Source organism: Microbacterium sp. EG9 (assembly GCF_059759475.1).
Window position 1 is genome coordinate 2,441,313 of sequence record NZ_CM186217.1, and the last position, 20,230, is coordinate 2,461,542.

Annotated in this window: 20 protein-coding genes; 13 read left to right on the plus strand and 7 right to left on the minus strand. The window is 73.0% G+C overall.

Annotated features, from left to right (window positions below; genetic code table 11):
• The first annotated feature begins 19 nt into the window (after window positions 1-19).
• The 4 genes from AC6CQV_RS11495 (at window position 20) to pgi (ending at window position 4,824) form a co-directional block, all read left to right on the plus strand.
• A complete protein-coding gene (locus AC6CQV_RS11495) occupies window positions 20-1,348 on the plus strand; it encodes a sensor histidine kinase (RefSeq protein ID WP_498259530.1) in 1,329 nt (442 codons plus the stop codon).
• Complete coding sequence (locus AC6CQV_RS11500) at window positions 1,336-1,992, plus strand: LuxR C-terminal-related transcriptional regulator (RefSeq protein WP_498259531.1); 657 nt, start codon at window positions 1,336-1,338, stop codon at window positions 1,990-1,992. Before AC6CQV_RS11495 ends, AC6CQV_RS11500 begins: the two co-directional genes overlap by 13 nt.
• Window positions 1,989-2,846 carry a hypothetical protein gene (locus AC6CQV_RS11505; protein ID WP_498259532.1) on the plus strand — a complete coding sequence of 286 codons (858 nt, stop codon included), beginning with the start codon at window positions 1,989-1,991 and terminating at the stop codon, window positions 2,844-2,846. Before AC6CQV_RS11500 ends, AC6CQV_RS11505 begins: the two co-directional genes overlap by 4 nt.
• A 298-nt stretch (window positions 2,847-3,144) precedes the next feature.
• Window positions 3,145-4,824, plus strand: a complete 1,680-nt coding sequence (gene pgi / locus AC6CQV_RS11510; RefSeq protein WP_060959062.1) for a glucose-6-phosphate isomerase — start codon at window positions 3,145-3,147, stop codon at window positions 4,822-4,824.
• Between the two features lie 99 nt (window positions 4,825-4,923).
• On the opposite strand, the gene AC6CQV_RS11515 is transcribed toward pgi, so the two are convergent.
• A complete protein-coding gene (locus AC6CQV_RS11515) occupies window positions 4,924-5,475 on the minus strand; it encodes a helix-turn-helix domain-containing protein (protein ID WP_060959061.1) in 552 nt (183 codons plus the stop codon).
• 65 nt (window positions 5,476-5,540) lie between these two features.
• Between AC6CQV_RS11515 and AC6CQV_RS11520 the strand changes: the two genes are divergently transcribed.
• A complete protein-coding gene (locus AC6CQV_RS11520; protein ID WP_498259533.1) occupies window positions 5,541-7,094 on the plus strand; it encodes an FAD-dependent oxidoreductase in 1,554 nt (517 codons plus the stop codon).
• Between the two features lie 82 nt (window positions 7,095-7,176).
• Here AC6CQV_RS11520 and AC6CQV_RS11525 read toward each other — a convergent pair whose 3' ends face one another.
• The gene (locus AC6CQV_RS11525) at window positions 7,177-7,827 is read right to left on the minus strand and encodes a YdeI/OmpD-associated family protein (protein ID WP_498259534.1); all 651 of its coding nucleotides are present in this window, start codon (window positions 7,825-7,827) and stop codon (window positions 7,177-7,179) included.
• A 112-nt stretch (window positions 7,828-7,939) separates the two neighbouring features.
• On the opposite strand from AC6CQV_RS11525, the gene AC6CQV_RS11530 reads away from it, so the two are divergent.
• Both AC6CQV_RS11530 and AC6CQV_RS11535 read left to right on the plus strand, forming a co-directional pair.
• Window positions 7,940-8,668, plus strand: coding sequence for an ABC transporter ATP-binding protein (locus AC6CQV_RS11530; protein WP_498259535.1), 729 nt, complete (start codon window positions 7,940-7,942; stop codon window positions 8,666-8,668).
• Window positions 8,665-10,017, plus strand: a complete 1,353-nt coding sequence (locus AC6CQV_RS11535) for an FtsX-like permease family protein (RefSeq protein WP_498259536.1) — start codon at window positions 8,665-8,667, stop codon at window positions 10,015-10,017. Before AC6CQV_RS11530 ends, AC6CQV_RS11535 begins: the two co-directional genes overlap by 4 nt.
• Before the next feature lie 28 nt (window positions 10,018-10,045).
• Here AC6CQV_RS11535 and AC6CQV_RS11540 read toward each other — a convergent pair whose 3' ends face one another.
• The gene (locus tag AC6CQV_RS11540) at window positions 10,046-10,768 is read right to left on the minus strand and encodes an NRDE family protein (protein WP_498259537.1); all 723 of its coding nucleotides are present in this window, start codon (window positions 10,766-10,768) and stop codon (window positions 10,046-10,048) included.
• Between the two features lie 63 nt (window positions 10,769-10,831).
• Between AC6CQV_RS11540 and coaBC the strand changes: the two genes are divergently transcribed.
• On the plus strand, window positions 10,832-12,037 hold the full coding sequence (gene coaBC, locus AC6CQV_RS11545; RefSeq protein WP_498259538.1) for a bifunctional phosphopantothenoylcysteine decarboxylase/phosphopantothenate--cysteine ligase CoaBC: 1,206 nt from the start codon (window positions 10,832-10,834) through the stop codon (window positions 12,035-12,037).
• A gap of 152 nt (window positions 12,038-12,189) precedes the next feature.
• On the opposite strand, the gene AC6CQV_RS11550 is transcribed toward coaBC, so the two are convergent.
• Complete coding sequence (locus AC6CQV_RS11550; RefSeq protein ID WP_061781992.1) at window positions 12,190-14,295, minus strand: glucose PTS transporter subunit IIA; 2,106 nt, start codon at window positions 14,293-14,295, stop codon at window positions 12,190-12,192.
• Between the two features lie 279 nt (window positions 14,296-14,574).
• Here AC6CQV_RS11550 and AC6CQV_RS11555 point away from each other — a divergent pair, with 279 nt between their 5' ends.
• Complete coding sequence (locus tag AC6CQV_RS11555; RefSeq protein WP_498259539.1) at window positions 14,575-15,510, plus strand: aggregation-promoting factor C-terminal-like domain-containing protein; 936 nt, start codon at window positions 14,575-14,577, stop codon at window positions 15,508-15,510.
• Between the two features lie 71 nt (window positions 15,511-15,581).
• The gene (locus tag AC6CQV_RS11560; RefSeq protein ID WP_498259540.1) at window positions 15,582-16,121 is read left to right on the plus strand and encodes an NUDIX domain-containing protein; all 540 of its coding nucleotides are present in this window, start codon (window positions 15,582-15,584) and stop codon (window positions 16,119-16,121) included.
• A gap of 21 nt (window positions 16,122-16,142) precedes the next feature.
• Here AC6CQV_RS11560 and ykgO read toward each other — a convergent pair whose 3' ends face one another.
• The gene (gene ykgO, locus AC6CQV_RS11565) at window positions 16,143-16,265 is read right to left on the minus strand and encodes a type B 50S ribosomal protein L36 (protein ID WP_060959054.1); all 123 of its coding nucleotides are present in this window, start codon (window positions 16,263-16,265) and stop codon (window positions 16,143-16,145) included.
• Between the two features lie 80 nt (window positions 16,266-16,345).
• On the opposite strand from ykgO, the gene AC6CQV_RS11570 reads away from it, so the two are divergent.
• The 3 genes from AC6CQV_RS11570 to AC6CQV_RS11580 all read left to right on the plus strand — a co-directional run bounded on the left by AC6CQV_RS11570 (window position 16,346) and on the right by AC6CQV_RS11580 (window position 18,204).
• Window positions 16,346-17,413 carry a GTP-binding protein gene (locus AC6CQV_RS11570; protein WP_492492850.1) on the plus strand — a complete coding sequence of 356 codons (1,068 nt, stop codon included), beginning with the start codon at window positions 16,346-16,348 and terminating at the stop codon, window positions 17,411-17,413.
• Between the two features lie 88 nt (window positions 17,414-17,501).
• Window positions 17,502-17,672, plus strand: coding sequence for a CsbD family protein (locus tag AC6CQV_RS11575; RefSeq protein WP_060959052.1), 171 nt, complete (start codon window positions 17,502-17,504; stop codon window positions 17,670-17,672).
• A 103-nt stretch (window positions 17,673-17,775) separates the two neighbouring features.
• Window positions 17,776-18,204 carry a DUF1622 domain-containing protein gene (locus tag AC6CQV_RS11580; protein WP_101305563.1) on the plus strand — a complete coding sequence of 143 codons (429 nt, stop codon included), beginning with the start codon at window positions 17,776-17,778 and terminating at the stop codon, window positions 18,202-18,204.
• On the opposite strand, the gene AC6CQV_RS11585 is transcribed toward AC6CQV_RS11580, so the two are convergent.
• The gene (locus AC6CQV_RS11585) at window positions 18,197-18,565 is read right to left on the minus strand and encodes a DUF2834 domain-containing protein (RefSeq protein ID WP_498259541.1); all 369 of its coding nucleotides are present in this window, start codon (window positions 18,563-18,565) and stop codon (window positions 18,197-18,199) included. The genes AC6CQV_RS11580 and AC6CQV_RS11585 overlap by 8 nt on opposite strands.
• A gap of 55 nt (window positions 18,566-18,620) precedes the next feature.
• The gene (locus AC6CQV_RS11590) at window positions 18,621-20,201 is read right to left on the minus strand and encodes a molybdopterin-dependent oxidoreductase (protein ID WP_101305562.1); all 1,581 of its coding nucleotides are present in this window, start codon (window positions 20,199-20,201) and stop codon (window positions 18,621-18,623) included.
• Between the last annotated feature and the right edge of the window lie 29 nt (window positions 20,202-20,230).

Here is a 20,230-nt window from a genome sequence, read left to right on the forward strand (position 1 = left end):
CGCGCCCTAGCGTGGAGTCATGCCCCACACCGATCATGCCGGCGCCCCTCCCGCGCCACCGGCGACCGTGCCCGAGGCGACGCCCACGCGTCGGATCGGCCTGCTCGCCCACGTGGGCGCCATCGCGCAACTCGCCGCGATGGGCCTCGCCGGCACCGCCGTCTTCACCGTCCTCCTCCTGCTGCTGAGCCTCGGACTGGGCCTGCTGCCCGCCCTCGGCATCGGCGCGGTCTTCCTCGTCGCCTTCGTCTACGCGATGTGGGCCACCGCCTGGCTCGAGTACGCCCGCGTCGACGGGCTCTACTCGTTCGGCCTGCCCGCCCTCCCCCTCCGACACAGCGGCCGTCCCGGGTTCGGCGGCTGGCTGCGTTCGCTGTGGCGTCAGTTCACCGACGGACCCATGTGGCGCGGCATCGCCTCGGCAGCGATCTCCACGATCCTCGGTCTCGTGGTGCTGCCGATCGTCGGCGCCCTCGCCTCCAGCGTCGCCGTGCTGTTCACCCCGCTGGTCGGCGGCGACAGCGTGCGCGTGCCGAGCACCGATGTGCACATCGGAAGCGAGTGGGCCGTGGTGGTCGGCATCGTCGGCATCCTCGCCGGCCTCGCCCTCCTGGTCGGCGCCGCCCTCCTGCACGGCGTGCTCACCCGCGCCGTCCTCGTGCCGAGCCGCGAGGCCGTACTCCTCGAACAGGCCCGCACGGCCGGCACCCAGCGCGAGAGCGCCGTTCGCGCCGGCGAGGTCGAGCGCACCCGCATCGAGCGCGACCTCCACGACGGCGTGCAGCCCCGGCTCGTGTCCGTCGGGATGACGCTGGGCCTGGCCCAGCAGAAGATCGACTCCGACCCTGCCTCCGCGAAAGCCCTGATCGACGAGGCGCACACCTCGACCAAGGCCGCCATCACCGAGCTGCGCCAGCTGGCCCGCGGCATCCATGCGTCGGTGCTGGACGACCGCGGGCTGGATGCCGCGCTGAGCGCCCTCGCCGCGCGTTCGCACGTGCCGGTGAGCCTCGACGTGCGCCTCCCCGCCCCCGCGGCCGGCCGCTGCAGCCGCACCGCCGAGGCGGCCGTCTACTTCGCGATCGCCGAGTCGCTCACCAACGCGGCCAAGCACTCGCGCGGCAGCGAGGTGCGTGTCACGGTGCGTCTGCGGGGCGCCGTCGACGGCGCGGCGCCGATGCTCTGGGCGCGCGTCGAGGACAACGGCGTCGGCGGAGCCCAGGTGCTCCCCGGCGGCGGGCTGGACGGCATCGCCCACCGCATCGCTGCGGCCGGCGGCATGAGCCGGCTCGACAGTCCCCACGGCGGCCCGACGGCGCTGGAGGTGAGCGTCCCGTGCGCATCCTGATCTGCGAGGACTCCGCGCTCCTGCGCGAGGGACTGGTACGGCTGCTCGACCACGCCGGACACGAGGTCGTCGCGGCCCTGCCCGACGCCGGCGACCTCGTCGCCACGGTCGAGGCGACCGCGCCCGAGCTCTGCATCCTCGACGTCCGCCTCCCCCCGACCTTCACCGACGAGGGCATCCGCGCCGCGGTGCACCTGCGCCGCACCCGCCCCGACCTGGCGGTGCTGGTCCTCAGCCAGTACGTCGAGGAGCGGTACGCCGGCGAGCTCATCACCGAGCAGTCGGGCTCGCTCGGCTACCTGCTGAAGGACCGCGTCGCCGACGTCTCGGACTTCCTCGACGCGGTCGAGCGGATCGGCGCCGGGGCGACCGTGCTCGACCCGGAGGTCGTCGCCCAGCTGCTGACCCGTCGCGGTCGCGACGTGCGCATGGAACGCCTCACCGACCGTGAGCGCACCGTGCTGGCGCTCATCGCCGAAGGTAAGAGCAACCAGGCGATCGCCCAGACGCTGTTCGTCAGCGAGGCGAGCGTCGAGAAGCACATCACCTCCCTGTTCCAGAAGCTCGATCTGGAGCAGGACGAGCACGGCAACCGCCGCGTGCTCGCCGCCCTCATCCACTGGGAGAACGGAACCACCCGATGACCACCCTCACCCCGCCTCCCGTCCCGCCGTCCCCTCCGGCCCCGCCCCAGCCGCCCGCGCAGCCGCCCGCGACCACGCGCTCGGCCTCCCGAGTCGTCGCGATCCTGACGATCGCCCTCGGCGGCGCGCTGATCCTCGGTGCGCTCGGCACGGCCGCACTCGGCGCGCTCGGCTCCGCCACGCGCGGTGCCGGCGGCACACTGACGGCGGATGCCGCCGGCATCCGTTCGCTCAACGTCGACGTCGCCGCGGCCGACCTCACGATCGTCTACGGCGGCGACGAGGTCACCCTCGACGTCGACGGCGCGGCCTCCGACTGGCGCCTGCGCCGGGACGGCGGCAGCCTCGTGGTCGAGACGCAGCGCGCGTGGTGGAGCGGCATCCGCCCCTTCGCCGAGAGCGACACGGCCGTGCTGACCCTCCCGCGCGCCCTCGAACGCAGCGCGCTCGACGCCGACATCTCCTTGAGCGCCGGCGCGCTGCGCGCCCAGGGCACGTACGGCGAGCTCGACCTCACGGTGAGCGCCGGGTCGATGACCGTGTCGGGTCGGGCGTCCGCACTGGAGGCGGACGTGTCCGCGGGGCGGCTGGTGATCGACCTCGACCGCGTGCAGACGGCCGACTTCACCCTCAGCGCCGGCTCCGTGGAGGGCAGTCTCACGGGGTCCGCGCCGCGCGCGCTGACGGCGGAGCTGAGCGCGGGACGCCTCGCCCTGGTGCTGCCGGACGACACCTACGCGGTGTCCACCGATGCGTCGGCGGGCGACGTCGAGAACCGGCTCCGCGTCGATCCGGCCTCGCCGCACCGCATCACGATCAGCGTCGCGGCCGGCTTCGCGTCGCTGCGCTCGTGAGTCGTCGCCGCCGTAGCTGACAGGACGGTATGCGAACGGTATGCACTCGTCGGGCTCCCTCGGCTCCGTGACCGAACCGTTATACGGTGAAGTCATCGCCGGAACCCGAATACGACTCCATGATCCGGGGGTCGGCGACGCAGGACTCTCCCCCTGCGAATGTGGTGCAACGGATTGCAGGGCCGGTCGTCCGCTCGGACGGCCGGCCCACCGTCGTTCTCGGGCACCGGCGCGGGCCGTGTCTTTCTCACAGGACACACGACTGCGCACCCTCGCCCGCGGGCGCTAGCGTAAGGGCGTGAGCACTCCCATCGACGCCACCCGCACTCCCGCCTGGGCCGCCCTCTCCGACCGCGCCGCGAGCTTCGCGCCCGATCTGCGGGCCTGGTTCGCCGACGACCCGACGCGTGTCGAACGCCTGACCTTCGACGCCGCCGACCTGCACGTCGACCTCTCCAAGAACCTGCTGGACGACGGCATCCTGGCGTCGCTCCTCGCCCTCGCCGACGACGTGCACCTCGCCGACCGCCTCGCGGCGATGTTCCGCGGCGAGCACATCAACACGACCGAAGACCGTGCCGTGCTGCACACGGCGCTGCGCCGTCCCGCCGGCGCGACACCCGAGCTCGTCGTCGACGGACAGGACGTGGATGCCGACGTGCAGGCCGTCCTGGAGGCGATGACCGCGTTCGCCGACCGCGTGCGGTCGGGGGCATGGAAGGGCGTCACCGGCAAGAAGGTGACGCACGTCGTCAACATCGGCATCGGCGGCAGCGACCTCGGCCCCGCGATGATCTCCACGGCGCTGGAGCCGTATGCGACCGCCGGCATCCAGGCGCGCTTCGTCTCGAACATCGACCCGTTCGACCTCGCCCACAAGACGAAGGACCTCGACCCCGAGACGACGCTGTTCATCGTAGCGTCGAAGACCTTCACCACGCTGGAGACCCTCACCAACGCGCGACTCGCGCGCGACTGGCTGTGGGCGGGCCTGACCGCCGCCGGCGCGATCGACGGGTCGGACGCGCAGAAGCAGGATGCCGTCGCCCACCACTTCGTCGCGGTCTCCACCGCGCTCGACAAGGTCGCGGCCTTCGGCATCGACCCGGCCAACGCCTTCGGGTTCTGGGACTGGGTCGGCGGCCGCTACTCGGTGGACTCCGCCATCGGCCTCTCACTGATGGTGGAGCTGGGCCCCGACGCGTTCCGCGAGCTGCTCGCGGGCTTCCACGCGATCGACGAGCACGTGCGGACGACCCCGTTCGAGCGGAACGTCCCGGTGCTGATGGGCCTGCTCAACGTCTGGTACACGAACTTCCTCGGCGCCCAGTCGCACGCCGTGCTCCCCTACGCCCAGCAGCTCAGCCGCTTCGCGGCGTACCTGCAGCAGCTGACGATGGAATCCAACGGCAAGAGCGTCCGCTGGGACGGCTCTCCCGTCACGAGCGACACGGGGGAGATCTTCTGGGGCGAGCCGGGGACCAACGGCCAGCACGCCTTCTACCAACTGATCCACCAGGGCACGCGCCTCATCCCGGCCGACTTCATCGCCTTCGTGAACCCCGCCTACGACCTCAGCGACGGCGGCCGCGACGTGCACGGCCTGTTCCTGGCGAACTTCCTCGCGCAGACCAAGGCGCTCGCCTTCGGCAAGACGGCCGAGGAGGTCGAGGCCGAGGGCACGACCGGCGCCCTGGTCGCGGCGCGCACCTTCCCCGGCAACCGTCCGACGACGTCGATCTTCGCGCCCGCGCTCACGCCGCGGGTGCTGGGCGAGCTGGTCGCCCTGTACGAGCACATCACGTTCACCCAGGGCGTCGTCTGGGGCATCAACTCCTTCGACCAGTGGGGCGTCGAGCTCGGCAAGCAGCTGGCCCTGCAGATCGCCCCCGCGATCGAGGGCGACGAGGCCGCGACCGCCGCGCAGGACGCCTCGACCCAGGCGCTGCTGTCCTACTACCGCTCCCACCGCAGCTGACTCCCGCATCCGCGCATCCGCGGCATCCGCGAGAAACCATCGCCGCGTCGAGAAACACGCGCCGGCGTGGTTTCTCGCGGGGGTGGTGGTTTCTCGCCGTCAGGCGAGGTGCGTGTGGAAGCGTTCGCCGGCGGCGCTGAAGATGCTCAGCACCTCGGCGGGGCCCTCCGCGGTCGCGCTGAGGGAGTGCGGCAGACGGGTGTCGAACTCGGCCGCCTCCCCGACGGCGATGGTGTGCTCCGTGCCGTCGAGGGCGAGCCGCACGCGACCGCTCAGCACGTACAGCCACTCGTAACCGTCGTGGATGCGGGGCGCCGGGGCGGCCGCCGACGGCGGGTAGACGATCTTCAGCGCCTGCACGGCGGAGCTCTCCCGCGTGAGCGGTGCGATGACCATGCCGTCGCGGCGCTCGACGGCGCGGTGGACGCGCGGGTCGGCGGTGCGGGCCGGCAGCAGATCGTCGATGCGGATGCCGAGCTGACGCGTCAGCGGCAGCAGCAGCTCGAGCGAGGCCTGCCGCTTGCCGGACTCGAGACGCGAGAGCGTGCTGACCGAGACGCCGCTCGGGCCGGCGAGGTCGTCCAGCGTCCAGCCGCGGGCCCGCCGCGCGGCCCGCAGACGCGCCCCGACCTGATCGAGCCCCGTTTCCATGCGCCGATCTTGCCATTACCGCAAATCAGATTGCAACAGCGGCATCCCTCGCGCAGAGTGGAGCCATGCAGGAACGGGAATGGGATGCCGTGGTCATCGGCGGCGGGGCCGCCGGGCTGAGCGCGGCGCAGATGCTGGGGCGCGCCCGGCGCCGGACGCTCGTCATCGACGGCGGCACGCCGCGCAACGCCGCCGCGGAGCACATGCACGCCGTGCTCGGGCACGACGGCATCGCGCCGGGAGAGTTGCTCGCCCGCGGGCGCGACGAGGTGGCCCGGTACGGCGTGCGGGTCGAGGCCGGCGAGGTCGGGGCGGTCCGCGACGAGGGCGCGACGCTGCGGATCACGCGCGTCGACGGCACGGTCGACCTCGCCCGTGCGCTCGTCATCGCGACCGGCGTGCGCGATGTCCTGCCGCCGGTCGACGGCATCGCCGCGCTGTGGGGCCGCAGCGTCCTGCACTGTCCGTACTGCCACGGCTACGAGGTGGCCGATGCCCGCCTGGGCGTGCTGGCGACGTCGGCGCAGAGCCTCCACCAGATCGAGCTCGTCCGGCAGTGGAGCGCCGACCTCACGGCGTTCACGGCGGCGATCGAACCGCTCGACGAGACCGTCCGGGCGCGCCTGCGCGCCCGCGGCATCCGCATCGTCGACACCCCGGTGACCGGCGTGCGGAGCGAGGACGGGGCGCTGCGGGCGGTGCAGGATGCCGCGGGCGGCAGCCACGGGATCGATGCCCTGTTCGTCGCGCCGACGCCGGTGGTCGACGTCGCCTTCGCCGACGCGCTGGGCCTCGCCCGCGCCGATCTGCCGGGCTCACCGCTCGCGGTCGACATGCTGGGGGCGACCTCGCACCCCCGCGTGTGGGCCGCCGGCAACGTCGTGGCACCCTACGGCAACGTGCCCGTCGCCCTGGCGGCCGGGTCGATGGCCGGAGCGGGTGTCAACGCCGCCCTCGCGGCGGAGGACGCCGACCTCGCCGTCGCGGCGCGCGCCCGGCAGCGCGCCGCCGACTGGGAGCAGCGCTACGCGGAGCGCGACCGCATCTGGTCGGGCCGGGTCAACGCGGCCGTCGCCGCCGTCGCGGGTGGTCTCGAGGTCGGCACCGCTCTCGAGATCGGTTGCGGCGAGGGCGCGGATGCCGTGTGGCTCGCGGAGCGCGGCTGGCGCGTGACGGCGGTCGACCTCTCCCCCACCGCGATCCGTCGCGGCGCCGCCGCGGCGGCCGAGCGCGGACTCGGCGGCCGGATCGCGTTCTTCGTCGGCAGTGGCGCCGATGCCGCCCCGCCCGGCACGTTCGACCTCGTCAGCGCCGGCTTCCTGCACTCGTGGGAGGAGGACTTCCCGCGGATCGCGCTCCTGCGGGCGGCGGCCGACCGCGTCGCCGTCGGCGGCCACCTCCTCGTCGTCTCGCACGCCGCCGCGCCGCCCTGGTCCACCGGTCACAGCGACGGCCACGCGCCACGACTGCTGCCGCCCGCCGAGGAGCTGGAGCTGCTCGCGCTCGACCCCGACGCGTGGGAGCGCGTGATCGTCGACATCCGCGATCGCGAGGTGACCGGCCCCGAAGGCGAGCAGGCGGTGCTGAAGGACGGCATCCTGCTGCTGCGCCGCCGCTGACCGCCCCGGCGGACGCGGCTCGCGCCGACGAGAAACCGGATCCGGCGCGAGAAACACCCCGCCACGCGGTTTCTCGCGGTGGTTATGGTTTCTCGGCGCCAGCAGCGGCGGCGGCGGCAGCGGCGGCGCGGCGCTGCCAGGCGGGCGGCGCGCCGTAGCGCTGCGGCGGGATGAGCCGGCCTTCCGCGCAGTCCGCCACGAGCGCGGCGAGGCGGTCGGCGCGGGTCTGGGCGCGTTTGGCGCCGCGCACCCAGTGCGCGCAGACGCGGCGGTAGCCGTCGGTGGCGGCATCCCAGAACGCCTGCGCCGCCGGGACGGCGGCGAGGGCACGCAGCTCGACCTCGTCGAGCTCGTCGCGCGTCTCGTAGGAGTAGACGGCACTGCGGTCGGGGCGGCGCCGCTCGAACGCCGCGAGGCCGGCGGGGTGCATGCGCCCTTCCGCGGTCAGCCGTTCCACGTGGGCGATGTTGACGGCGCTCCACGTCGAGGAGGCCGTGCGGGGCGTCCACCGCTGGATGCGCGCGTCGTCGTCGAGGCGACGGCTGGTCGAGTCGATCCAGCCGAAGCAGAGCGCCTCGGGGACCGCGTCCTCCCAGCGCAGCCCCTGCTCGGGATGCCCCTTGCGGCGGCGCACCATCCACAGCTCGGTGGCCGTGGCGTGGTGCTGCTCGAGCCAGGCCCGGAAGGCCGCGGCATCCGCGAAGAAGACCGCCTCGGGATCGGCATCGCTCATGCCGCGACGCTATCAGCGTCGTGAGACACCGGCCAGAGATCGCTCTGCCGACGGATGCCGGATACACCCCGCGGCCGACGACGCCGACGACGGCGGCGCGAAGACTGGAGGCATGAACACTCCCGTGCTGTCTGCGACCGGCCTCCTCAAGCGCTACGGCGATCTCACCGCGCTCGCGGGCGTCGACGTCGAGATCGCCGCCGGCGAGGCCGTCGCCGTGATGGGCGCGTCGGGGTCGGGCAAGACCACGCTGCTGCACTGTCTCGCGGCGATCATCCCCCCGGATGCCGGTTCGGTGCGCCTCGGCATCCCGAACGCCGCCCCCGTCGAGCTCGTCGGCATGACGGAGAACCAGCGGTCGGCGGTGCGACGCGCGCACCTCGGCTTCGTCTTCCAGGAGCACCTGCTGCTGCCCGAGCTGACGGCGGTCGAGAACGCCGCGCTTCCGCTCCTGCTGCAGGGCCGGCCACGCGCGGCGGCCGAGGCGCACGCCGCCGCCTGGCTCGGGACGCTCGGGCTGGCGGGCATGGAGCAGCGCCGCATCGGTCAGCTCTCGGGCGGCCAGGCGCAGCGGGTCGCGATCGCGCGGGCGCAGGTGACCGGTGCGCCGATCGTGTTCGCCGACGAGCCCACCGGAGCGCTCGATTCCCGGACCTCCGCCGAGGTCATGACCGCACTGCTGCACGCGACCACCGGCCAGGGGCGCAGCCTGGTCGTCGTGACCCACGACCCGGGCGTCGCGGCCCGCTGCGATCGCACGCTGCACATGATCGACGGACGCATCACGAGCCCGGCGGCCGCCGCAGAGCACGCGCCCGCCCCGGACGGGAGCGTCGCATGAGCCTCGCCGGAACGCTCCGCCTGACCGCGATGCTGGCCCGCCCGGCGCGCCAGGGGCGCGCGGCGCTCGCGCTGCCCGTGGTCGCGTTCGCCGTGACCACCGCGCTGCTGCTGGTCGTCGCCGGTGGCGTGCGCATGTTCTTCACCGACCCGCGGGCCGCCGGTGACATGGAGATCCTCTATCGCGTGCTCAGCGCGCTCGCCCTCGTGCTGCTGACCGTGCCGATCGCGACCCTCGGCGCGGCGGCGGCACGACTGTCGGCGCGCCGGCGCAACGACCGGCTCGCGACGTTGCGACTGCTGGGCGCGAGCGTCGGCGAGGTGAGCGCGATGACGGTGCTGGAGGCCGCCGGCACGGCGATGGCCGGCGGCATCCTGGGGGTCGGGCTGTACGCGGCCCTGCTGCCCGCGGTGGGCCTGCTGCCGTTCTTCGGCGGTCCGGTCGGCGCGGGCGCGCTGTGGACGGGCGCGGCCGTCGTCGTCGCGGCGGTCGCCGGCGTCGTGGTCATCGCGACGGCGAGCGCCGCGCTGAGCTTGCGCAGGGTGCAGCTGACCCCCCTCGGGGTGGCGCGGCGGACCGATCCGCCGCGGCGGCGCACCGCGGCGCTCGTCTTCGGCATCCTGGGACTCATCGCCGTGGCGACCTTGGTGTCGAACATCACGGCGATCGCCCAGGTGTGGGGAGCCGCCGTGGGCCTCATCGTGCTGGTGGGCCTGTTCGGGGCGGCGCTGCTGGTGGTGAACGTCGTCGGGACGCCGCTGATCGCGGCCCGCGGCCGCGGCCTGGCGCGCACGACCTCCTCCCCCGCGCGGCTCATCGCCGGGCGGGAGCTGTCGGCGCACGCCGCCTCGGCCTGGCGTCGCGTGTCGGGAATCGCGATGATCGCGTTCATCGCGGTGGTGGGCGGGGCGGGCGCGAGTCTGGTGACGCTCGCCGGCGACGACGACGGGACGGGTGCCCAGGCGGTCGTCTTCGCCGACATGCGCACCGGCGTGCTGGTGACGCTCGCGATCGGCTTCGCCCTGCTCGCCTGCTCGGTGGGCGTCACGCAGGCCGCCTCCGTGCTGGAGGATCGCGAGCTGATCGTGGGGCTGGATCGCCTCGGCATGCCGGAGAGGGATCTCCGCCGCGCCCGGGCCCTCACGGTGATGGTGCCGCTGCGGTGGGCGGCGGTGGGCGGCGCGCTCGTCGGAGCGGCACTGGCGCTGCCGATCGTGGGACTCACGGTGCTGGTGGCACCGGCCTCGCTCGCGGTGATCGCGGGCACGATCGTGGCCGGCATCCTGCTGGTGCGTCTGTCGCTCGTCGCGACGCGGCCCCTCGTCACCGCGATCCGCCGCGGCGTCTGAGGCGTCGGCGTCGGCGGCCCGGACGGGCTCAGGCGAGCCGGGGCCGGTTCCACTGCCCCGGCTCGTCGAACTCCGCGTAGCGCACGTCGACGCCGTCGGGGCCGAGGGATGCCGCGCACACCAGCAACGACAGGGTCGGATAGCCGAAGGGTCGGTTGTCCCGCACGATCGCGCGGTCATCGGTGGGGCCGACCCCGCTCGTGCGCTCGAGCGTGTCGAGCCAGGGCTCCCACCAGCGCTCGTCCGCGGTGGCAGGCTCGGCGAAAGCGTCGCGCCAGGCGGCGATGCGCGCCGTCGCCTCGTCGTCGATGTCGTCGTGCGCGATCATGTGGATGCCGGGCGTCAGACCGACGCGGCGCAGGTCGGTGCCGTCCCACATCGTCACCGTCGCGCCGGCCCGGGTCACCTCGACGAGGTTGAACCCCTGCGCGTGCGGCGGCGCGATCGGGCCCTCCCCCGCGACGGCGTCGAGGACGATCCGTCCCCGCGACCGTGGCGGCTCCGCCTGCCCCGCGCCGTCGGCGGGCAGCACGTCGGCGCGGTTGAGGATCACCGCGACCCGTCCGGCCCCGGCATCCGCCGCCAGCCAGGCGCCGCCCGCGCGCCGGTCGCGCACCCCCGTGACATCGGGGAGCTCGGGCCACCACCGCCCGAGCGGGTCCCACGAGCGGGCGGGGTCCTCGTCGCGCACGGCGAGCAGCCGCACGGGCACTGCGGGGTCGGCCGGGACGTGGACGATGACGGTGCACACGGTGCTCGTGACCTCTCCGTCCGCTCCTCGTGCCCGCGCCGGCGGGCGTGGGAGGATCGGACCATGTTCGTTGTCGTGGGCGTGACGGGCGGCATCGCCGCGTACAAGACGGTGCACCTCGTGCGCGCCCTCGTGACCAACGGGCACGAGGTGCACGTTGTTCCCACGGCGGACTCGCTGCGCTTCGTCGGGACGACCACGTGGGAGGCCGTCAGCAGGAATCCTGTCACGACCAGCGTGCACGACGACGTCTCCCGCGTGCGCCACGTGGCCCTCGGCACCTCCGCCGACCTCGTCGTCATCGCCCCGGCGACCGCCAACACCCTCGCCAAGATGGCCGCGGGGATCGCCGACGACCTGCTCGGGGTCACCCTGCTCGCCACGACCGCCCCGGTGGTCGTGGCCCCCGCGATGCACACGGCCATGTGGGAGCACGCGGCCACCCAGGCCAACATCGCGACGCTGCGCTCGCGCGGCGTGCACGTCGTGGACCCCGCCGACGGCCCGCTCACGGGCGGCGACAGCGGCCCCGGGCGGATGCGGGAGCCGGAGGAGATCGTCGCGGCCGCGCTGGCCGTCGCCGCCGGGCACCCGGCCGACCTCGCCGGACGGCGCATCGCCGTCTCGACCGGCGGCACGCGCGAGCCGATCGACCCCGTGCGCTTCCTCGGCAACCGCTCCAGCGGACGTCAGGGCGCCGAGCTCGCCGTCGCCGCGGCCGCGCGCGGGGCCGAGGTGACGCTCGTGGCGGCGCACGTGGACGAGGGCGTGTTGACCGCGGCATCCCGCCACCCCCGCATCGCGGTCGTCCGCGTGGGGACGACCGCCGAGCTGCAGGCCGCGATGACGGATGCCGCGGCCACCGCCGACGTCGTCGCGATGGTCGCCGCGGTCGCCGATTTCCGCGTCGCGGAGGTGTCGCACCACAAGCTCCGCAAGGAGGACGGCGCACCGCGGCTGGATCTCGTGCCGAACCCCGACATCCTCGCGGGATTGGTCGCGGCGCGGCGGCCGCGCCAGATCGTCATCGGGTTCGCGGCCGAGACGGCGGCCGACGACACCGAGCTGCTCGCGCGCGGGCGCCGCAAGCGGGAGCGCAAGGGCGTCGACCTGCTCGCCGTCAACCGCGTCGACTGGGAGCACGGGTTCGAGGCGACCGAGAACCGTGTGCTCCTGCTGGATGCCGCGGGTGCGGTGGTCGCGGAGGCCGCGGGCTCCAAGCGCGCCGTCGCCGACGCGATCTGGGACGCCGTCGCCGTCGTGCGCTGAGCGGCTCGCCGCGTTTCGACTCGTCGCTGCGCTCCTCGCTCAACGACCGGGGTCCCTCTTCCCGGTCGTTGAGCGAGCGCAGCGAGTCGAAACGCAGAGCGCAGCGAGTCGAAACGCAGAGCGCAGCGAGTCGAAACGCAGAGCGCCTGCGGTCAGGCCTTCTTCTGCACGTCCAGCAGCGGCGATCCGTGGGTCACGGGGCCGAGGGCCACCGGGTCGACGGTGTCGAACGAGTCGCCGTTGAGGACGATCACCGGCGTGATCAGCGGGTAGCCCGCCTTCTCGATCACGGCGCGGTCGAAGGTCACGAGCGGGGTGCCGGTCTCGACACGATCCCCGTTCTTGACCTTCACGTCGAAGCCCTCGCCCTTCAGGTTGACGGTGTCGATGCCGACGTGGATGAGCACCTCGGTGCCGTTGTCCAGCTGCAGGCCGAAGGCGTGTCCGGTCGGCTGGGCGGCCACCACCGTGCCGGCACCGGGCGCGTAGACCGTGTCACCGGTCGGCTCGATCGCCACGCCCGGTCCCATCACACCGCCGGCGAAGACGGGGTCGGGAACCTGGTCGAGGGCGACGACGGTCCCGTCCAGCGGCGCGGCCACCTGGACGAGCTCGCCCACGGCCGCAGGCCGCTCGGCGACGGCGGTCGCCGTCGTGGCCGCTGCCGTCTCGCCCGCGACGCCGACGAGCTCCGCACCGCCGGCGACGGCCGGGATGCTGTCGCGAGCGGCGCCCGGGGCGACCGCTCCCGCGCCGGCCGTGGCCGTCGCGACGGCCGCGTCGGCCGGCTCGGGGTTCTTGTAGCCCGAGATCATGACCAGCACCATCGCGACCACGAACGCGCCCGCGACGGCGATGAGGTAGAGGCCGATCGGGTTGAAGGCGGGGATCGTCAGCAGCGACGTGAAGACGAACGCCTGCGTCGTGATGCCGTGGGGAAGGCCCAGCAGCAGCGATCCGATGCCGATGATCAGACCACCCGTGAGGCAGCCGACCAGCATGCGCGGATAGATCCGCTTGTACCGCAGATGGATGCCGTACAGCGACGGCTCGGAGATGCCGCCCAGCAGGCCCGCCGCCAGGGCGCCGGTCGCCGTCTGCCGCATCTGCTTGTCCTTCTCACGCCAGGCCAGCACCAGCACGCCGGCGGTCGCGCCGAAGCACGCGAAGTTCCACGCGCCCATGGGGCCCTGGATGAAGTCGTAGCCGAGCGTCTGGATGTTCAGGAGCATGATCGCGTTGATCGGCCAGTGCAGGCCCAACGGCACCATGAAGGGGTAGGCCAGCGGGATGACGATCGCGAAGATGAACGGCGAGAAGGAGTTGATGGCGCTGAGGGCGTTCGCCAGCGCGGCACCGGCGTACACGCCGATCGGGCCGATGAGGAACGCCGTGAGCGGGATCATCACGAGCATCGCGATGAAGGGCACGAAGATCAGCTGGATGTTCTCGGGGATGACCTTCTTCAGCCCCTTGTAGACGAGGCCGAGCACCGCGGCCATGAGCAGCGGCGGGAACACCTGGGAGCTGTAGTCGAAGATGGTCAGCGGCATCCCGAACACCTGCACCGTGGTGATGTCGGAGCCCAGGAACGTCGTCTGCACGGCATCCTCGGTCTTCCCGAGCGCCGTGAAGCCGGGGAGCATGACGACGGCCATGATCGCGAAGCCGACCCACGGGTCGGCGCCGATCTTCTGCGACGCGTTGTAGGCGACCATCAGGGGCAGGAAGATGAACACGCACTGCCACATGAGGTTGACGAAGGCCCACGACGGCGGCAGCACCACGCCGGGCGCGTTCCACGCGGGGATCCAGCCGAGCGTCGCCGCGAGGGCCATGAACGTGATGAACAGCGAGGCGCCGAGCAGGGCGCCGAGGATCGGACGGAACGAGTCCGAGAGGAACTCGAAGAGCGTGTCGAGCCACGCGTTCGTGCCGCGCGGTCCCTTCGCGCGCTCGCGCGCCTTGATGTCGGCGTCGCTCTCCGCGCTGGCGGGAGCGCCGCCGCCGGCCATGACGGGCAGCGCCATGATCTCGTTGTAGACGGTCTGCACGCCGCCGCCGATCACGACCTGGAAGCGGTCGCCGGCCTGCGGGACCGCTCCGAGCACGCCGGGGATGGCCTCGACGGCGGTCTTGTCGGCCTTGTCGCCGTCGTTGAGCTGGAAGCGCAGCCGTGTGGCGCAGTGCGTGAGACTCGCGATGTTCCCGGGCCCGCCGACGGCGTCGACGATCTCGGATGCCGAATTGGATGCCATGTTTTCGCCTCTTTTTCGTTGTGCGACGTCCTGTCGATGACGATCTGTCGCAGGCGACTCTATATCGCCGTCAGGACGGCGGACAGGCCCCGGACCGTGGCAATCGGGGCCCCTCGATCCGCTCCGCGCCCGGCATCCGCGTTCAGGTTTCACTCAGGTTCCGTGCCGGGGACGTCCAGAAAACGTTGTGAAGCTGTGACCTTCGTGTCCACCCGAGGACGCGCATCGCCCCTTCACCCGCCCCGGGGCGATTCTGATCCACCGGAAGCTGCTCTCTTTATGCCCCGTCTGCCCCACCGTCCCGTGACGTCCGCCCTCCTCGGCCTCGGCCTCGTGATCGGCGCCGCCACGACCACCGCGGGGGCCGTTCCGGCCTTCGCCGTGAGCACCGCCCCGGCCGCGACCAGCGGCTCCGTCGTCGCCGAGTCCACCTCCGCGCCGCTCAGCGCCATCACGGCGGGCGGCATCACCGCCCTCGCCAAGGCCCAGGCCGCCGTCGCCGGCGCCGCGAAGGTCTCCATGGACATCACGGCCTCCGGCCTCGACGTCGGCCGCACCGACATCGTGATCGACACCACGAAGCTCAGCGCGCTCGTCGACAAGCTGCAGGCGCTCGAGGTGACGCCGGCGATGATGATCCCGTCGCTGACCGCGGATGCCACCGCCGAGACCGAGGCCGTGCGCACCCAGACCGCCGACCTGCGCTCCGCCCTCGACGCCGCCAAGCAGCGCAAGGCCGAAGCGGATGCCGCCGCGAAGGCGGCCGCCGAGGCCGCCGCGGCTCAGGCCGCCGCCGAGGCGGCCGCCGCGGCCGCCGCCGCACAGGCGCAGGCGGAGGCGGAAGCCGCCGCCGCCGCCGCGAAGGCCTCGTCGGCATCGGCGTCCGTCCCCTCGGTCGACGTGAACGTCGACCCCGCCTCGGCACAGGGCATCGCCCGCTCCATGGCGGCTGCCAGCTACGGCTGGGGCGACGACCAGTTCGCGTGCCTCGTGTCGCTGTGGAACAAGGAGTCGGGCTGGCGCGTGAACGCCGCCAACAGCAGTGGCGCGTACGGCATCCCGCAGGCCCTGCCCGGAAGCAAGATGGCCTCGGCGGGCGCGGACTGGGAGACGAACCCGGCGACGCAGATCGCCTGGGGCCTCGGCTACATCTCCGGCCGCTACGGCACCCCGTGCGGCGCGTGGGACCACTCCGAGTCGGTCGGCTGGTACTGACCGCTCCCCCATGCCCCGAGAACGGCCCGGACGAATCCGTCCGGGCCGTTCTCCCGTTCTAGGGTGGGCGCATGACGTGGCAGACGCGCGCTTCGCGCACCGTGTACGAGAACCGCTGGATCCGCGTCGACGAGCACGACGTCCTGGGCCCCCACGGCGAGGGCATCTACGGCGTCGTCGAGATGCAGCATCCCGCGGTGTTCGTCGTGGCGCTCGACGACGACGACCGCGTCTGCCTGATCTCGCTCGAGCGCTACACCACCGGCCCGTCGTGGGAGGTGCCCGCGGGCGGTTCCGACGGCGAGGACCCCCTCGTCGCGGCGCGGCGGGAGCTGGCCGAGGAGACCGGGATGACGGCGCGCGAGTGGACGCCGCTCGGACGGATGAACGCCCTCAACGGCATCGCGCGTGCGCCCGAGTTCGTCTTCCTCGCCCGCGGCATCGAACGGGCGACGGATGCCGCCGCGACCCAGCACGAGGAGGGCATCGACGCGGTGCGCTGGGTGCCGTTCGCCGACGCCCTGCGGATGGTGCGGGACGGCGAGATCACCGACGGCGAGACGGTCGCGGCGCTCGCCTACGCCGGCATCCACCTGGGCCGATTCGCCTGAGCGTGCGGGGACCGATCGGGCTCAGCCCTGGCGTCCCTTGAAACGCGGGGTGAGCTTGTTGATGACGTAGACCCGCCCGCGGCGGCGGACGACCTGTGCGCCCGGCTGCGCCTTGAGGGACTTGAGGGATGCGCGAACCTTCACGATGACTCCTTATTGAGAATACTTATCAATAAAACGCTAGAGTGGTGCGACCCGTCCGTCAACCCGAGAGCAGGATCGTCGTGCCCCCCTCCCCCCTGATCGTCGCCGGACTGTGCACACCCGAGCGCCGCCGCTACGCCGCCGGGCTCGCCCACGCCAGCGGTCGCGGCCTGCTGCGGGTCAGCGCGAGCAGGGGCGGGACGGCGTCGGAACCCGACGGCCCCGTCGCCGTGCCGTTGCTGCGCGACCGGCGCGAGATCGAGCGCGTCGTCATCGATGCCGACATCGACGTCGACGTGCTGCACCTGGACCTCGTCACGCGTGCGGAGCCCGCGCCGATCGTGTGCGTCGTCGACGCCCGGCACCTGCTGGCGGATCTGCGCGATCCCAGCCCGCTCCGCGACGCGGCGCCCGGCGGAGGAGGCGACGCCGACACCGGCGCACGGGCGCGTCGCGCGGTCACGCTCCTGGAGGCCGCGACGCTCATCAGCTTCGTGCACTGGGAGCGGGTCGAGACCGCCGAACTGTCGCTGCTCATGGCGCTGGCCTCGCACCTGGCGCCGCGGGCGCGCGTCCGCCTGTCGCGCGGCCCCGCCGAGGACCTTCCGGCACTGGCGCACGGGCACCCGGACGGCGTCGGCGAGGCCCCGCTGCCGGAGCGCGCGGGCTGGGTGATGGCACTCAACGACGAGCACGACCCGTACATGACCGATCCGCGCGTGACGACCCTCCGGTACGAGCGCCTGCGCCCGTTCCATCCGTCGCGGCTCGCCGCTGCGCTCGACGAGCTCGACACCGGTCGCCTCGGCCTGCTCGTGCGCTCGGCGGGCTTCTGCCGGCTCGCGACCCGCGCGGGCATCCTCGCCCGGTGGGAACAGGTCGGCTCGGCGATGTGGATCGACCCCCAGGACGCGGGCGAGCACGCGGCCCTCACCGCCCAGGACCTCGCTCTCACGGGGCTGGATCTCGTCGCGGATGCCGTCGCGCGCACCCTCGACGGTGCGCTCCTGACGGATCGCGAGCTCGAGGCCGGTCCGGCCGCCTGGGCGCGGTTCGACGACCCGTTGCCCGCCTGGCCGGTGTGGGCCGACGACGCGCGACCCGACGCCCCGCGCGACCCCCGCTCCGATGCGAGCGGGCCGATGTAGCCCTTCACGGCGAACCCGTCAACCCTCTGCCGTGCTCACGGCGGCGCTCCTAACGTCGAGATCGGGAGTCCAGAGAAGGGAAGACATCATGGGTCTCGACGACAAGATCAAGAACGCGGCCGAGGACCTCGGCGGCAAGGTCAAGGAAGGCGTCGGCAAGCTGACGAACAACGAGCGCCTCGAGGCCGAGGGCGAGGCCGACCAGGCCAAGGCCCACGTCAAGAAGGCCGGCGAGGACGTCAAGGACGCGTTCAAGTAAGCCCCCGCTCGCGACGCCCCCACCCCTCGCGGTGGGGGCGTCGTTCTGCGTCGACGGGTCCGCCGCCCTAGAGTGGGACGACGATATCCGAGGTGGAGCGACCATGTCCGAGCACATCGAGCCCTTCTTCACGGTGATCGCGATCGCCTTCGAGATGATCGGCGCCCTCGCGATGGTCGTGGGCTTCGTGATCGCCGTCGTCCTGGCGTGGCGCTCGCTGCGGCGCACGGGCGAGGGTCACGCGGCGTACCTGGTGCTGCGCAACACGCTGGGCGCAGCCATCCTCCTCGGTCTCGAGGTGCTCGTGGCCGCGGACCTCATCCGCACCATCACCTCGAAGCCGTCGATCGAGGATGCCGTGATCCTCGGGCTCATCGTCGTCATCCGGACGGTGCTGTCCATGTCGATCCAGATCGAGATCGAGGGGACGCTCCCGTGGCGACGCGCCCTGTTGACCAGCGGCGGCCAGGTGCTGGCGCGGACCATCTCCCGCGAGCGCCAGGATCGGCGCCCCGAGACCCCGGCTACCTAGACGCGTCCCGGTCCGACTCCGACCGCCCCGCCTCCCGGCGGACGGCGAGGGTCCGCTCCCGCATCGCGAGGAACAGCGGGAACACGAAGGCGAACGCCGTCACCAGCGACGCCACGACGTACAGCCACGGGCGGCGCATGCCCAGGCGACGCCCCTCGACGATGATCAGGATGCTGCCGGCCACGGCCGCGACCATCAGGTCGACGCCGATCGAGCCGACCGCGGGGCCGGATTGCACGAGGTCCAGCACGTAGTTGCGCATCAGCACGACCGACCAGACGTTGAGGGCGAACGTGCCGACCAGCCCGACGACCGCGAGCGCGAGGTAGGTGATGGCGAGGGCGGACCACCGGGGCGTCATGGAGACATTCTGGACCGCGGAACGCTCCGACGGAGCCGGCACGTCCGCGGCATCCTCACTCGGACACCGTCACCAGCACGCGATGCCATCCCGTCGAGCCGTTCGGTGCGATGGGCGCCCGCTCCTGGACCTGCAGCTCACCGTTCTTGTTCCAGGCGCGCACCGCGATGTAGTGCGTGCCCGCCGTGGCATCCCACTCGTGCATCCACTGCACCCAGCTGTCGTCGTTGACGGGCGTGGACATCGTGGCGGGGATCCAGCCGGTGTCGTCGATGTTGACCTCGACGCGCCCGACCCCGACCGGCTGCGCCCACGCCATGCCGGCGACCGCGACGGTGCCGGGCGCGACCGGCGTGTCGATCTTCGGCACGTCGACCCGGGAGGAGAGCTTGATCGGCGCTTCGGCGCTGTAGCCGCGCGGCGTCCAGTACGCCTCGTCGGCGGCGAAGGTCGTGACCTTCAGCTCGGTGAGCCACTTCGTCGCCGACACGTAGCCGTAGAGGCCGGGCACGATCATCCGCACGGGGAAGCCGTGCTCGGCCGGAAGCGGCTCGCCGTTCATCGCGACGGCCAGGATCGCGTCCAGGCCGTCGTCGGTGAGGGCGGACAGCGGCGTGCTCGCGGTGTAGCCGTCGATGCTGCGGGAGAGCACCATGTCGGCGCCGGCCTGGGGACCGGCCATCCGGAGGATGTCGCGCACCGGCACCCCGAGCCAGGTGGCGTTTCCGAGCAGCCCGCCGCCCACCTCGTTCGACACGCAGGTCAGGGTGATGCCGTACTCGTCGAGCCCCATCGCGACGAGCTCGTCGAAGCCCAGCTCCACGCGGCGGTCGACCATGCCGTCCACGACGAGTCGCCAGGTGGCCGGATCGATGGTCGGCACCGTCAGGGCCGTGTCGACGCGGTAGAAGTCGGCGTTCGGCGTGAACAGCGGCGACAGGCCGGGCACGTCGAGCTCGGCGCCCGCGGGGATGGTCAGCGCCCGTCGGGGTGCGGGCAGTTTGAGAGCGTCGCGGATCGCGTCCACCGACGAGGTCGCCGCGGTCACGACGCGTGCCGCGACGCCGACGATCACCGCCGAGACGCCGGCGACGCCGGCGAGGCGGAAGAACCCGCGACGGCCGAGGGCCTGCTCCGACGGCGCGCCGTCGTCGGGGGCGCCGGACTCACCGGCGGCCGCGCCACGCCAGCGCCGGAGGCGACGGCCGAGCAGCACGAGGACGACGGATGCCGCGACCGTGCCGATCACCGGCGGAACGAACGACAGCGGCGTGACCCCCGTCCGCGAGACGACCGCGGCCGTGGAGAGCACTCCGGCGATGACGACGATCACGACGCCCAGCGGAGCGCGCAGGTACTCGAGCACCCCGCCGATCGCAGAGGCGATGACGACGGCGAGGCCGAGCCCCGCGAGCAGGGCGATCTTGTCGTTCGCGCCGAAGGTCGCGATCGCGAACTCCTTGAACGGCTGCGGCACGATGTCGATCACGAACCCGCCGACCGCGAGGATCGGGCTGGCGGTGCGCGCGAGCAGGAGGGCGAGCAGCTCCGCGACACCGAGGAACACGGCGCCGCTCACCAGACCCGCGAGGGCTGCCAGGGCGAGAGACCTCACACGGCCGTTGCGTGTCGTCACAGTGATCTCCTGCCGCCGGGGTCGGGGTT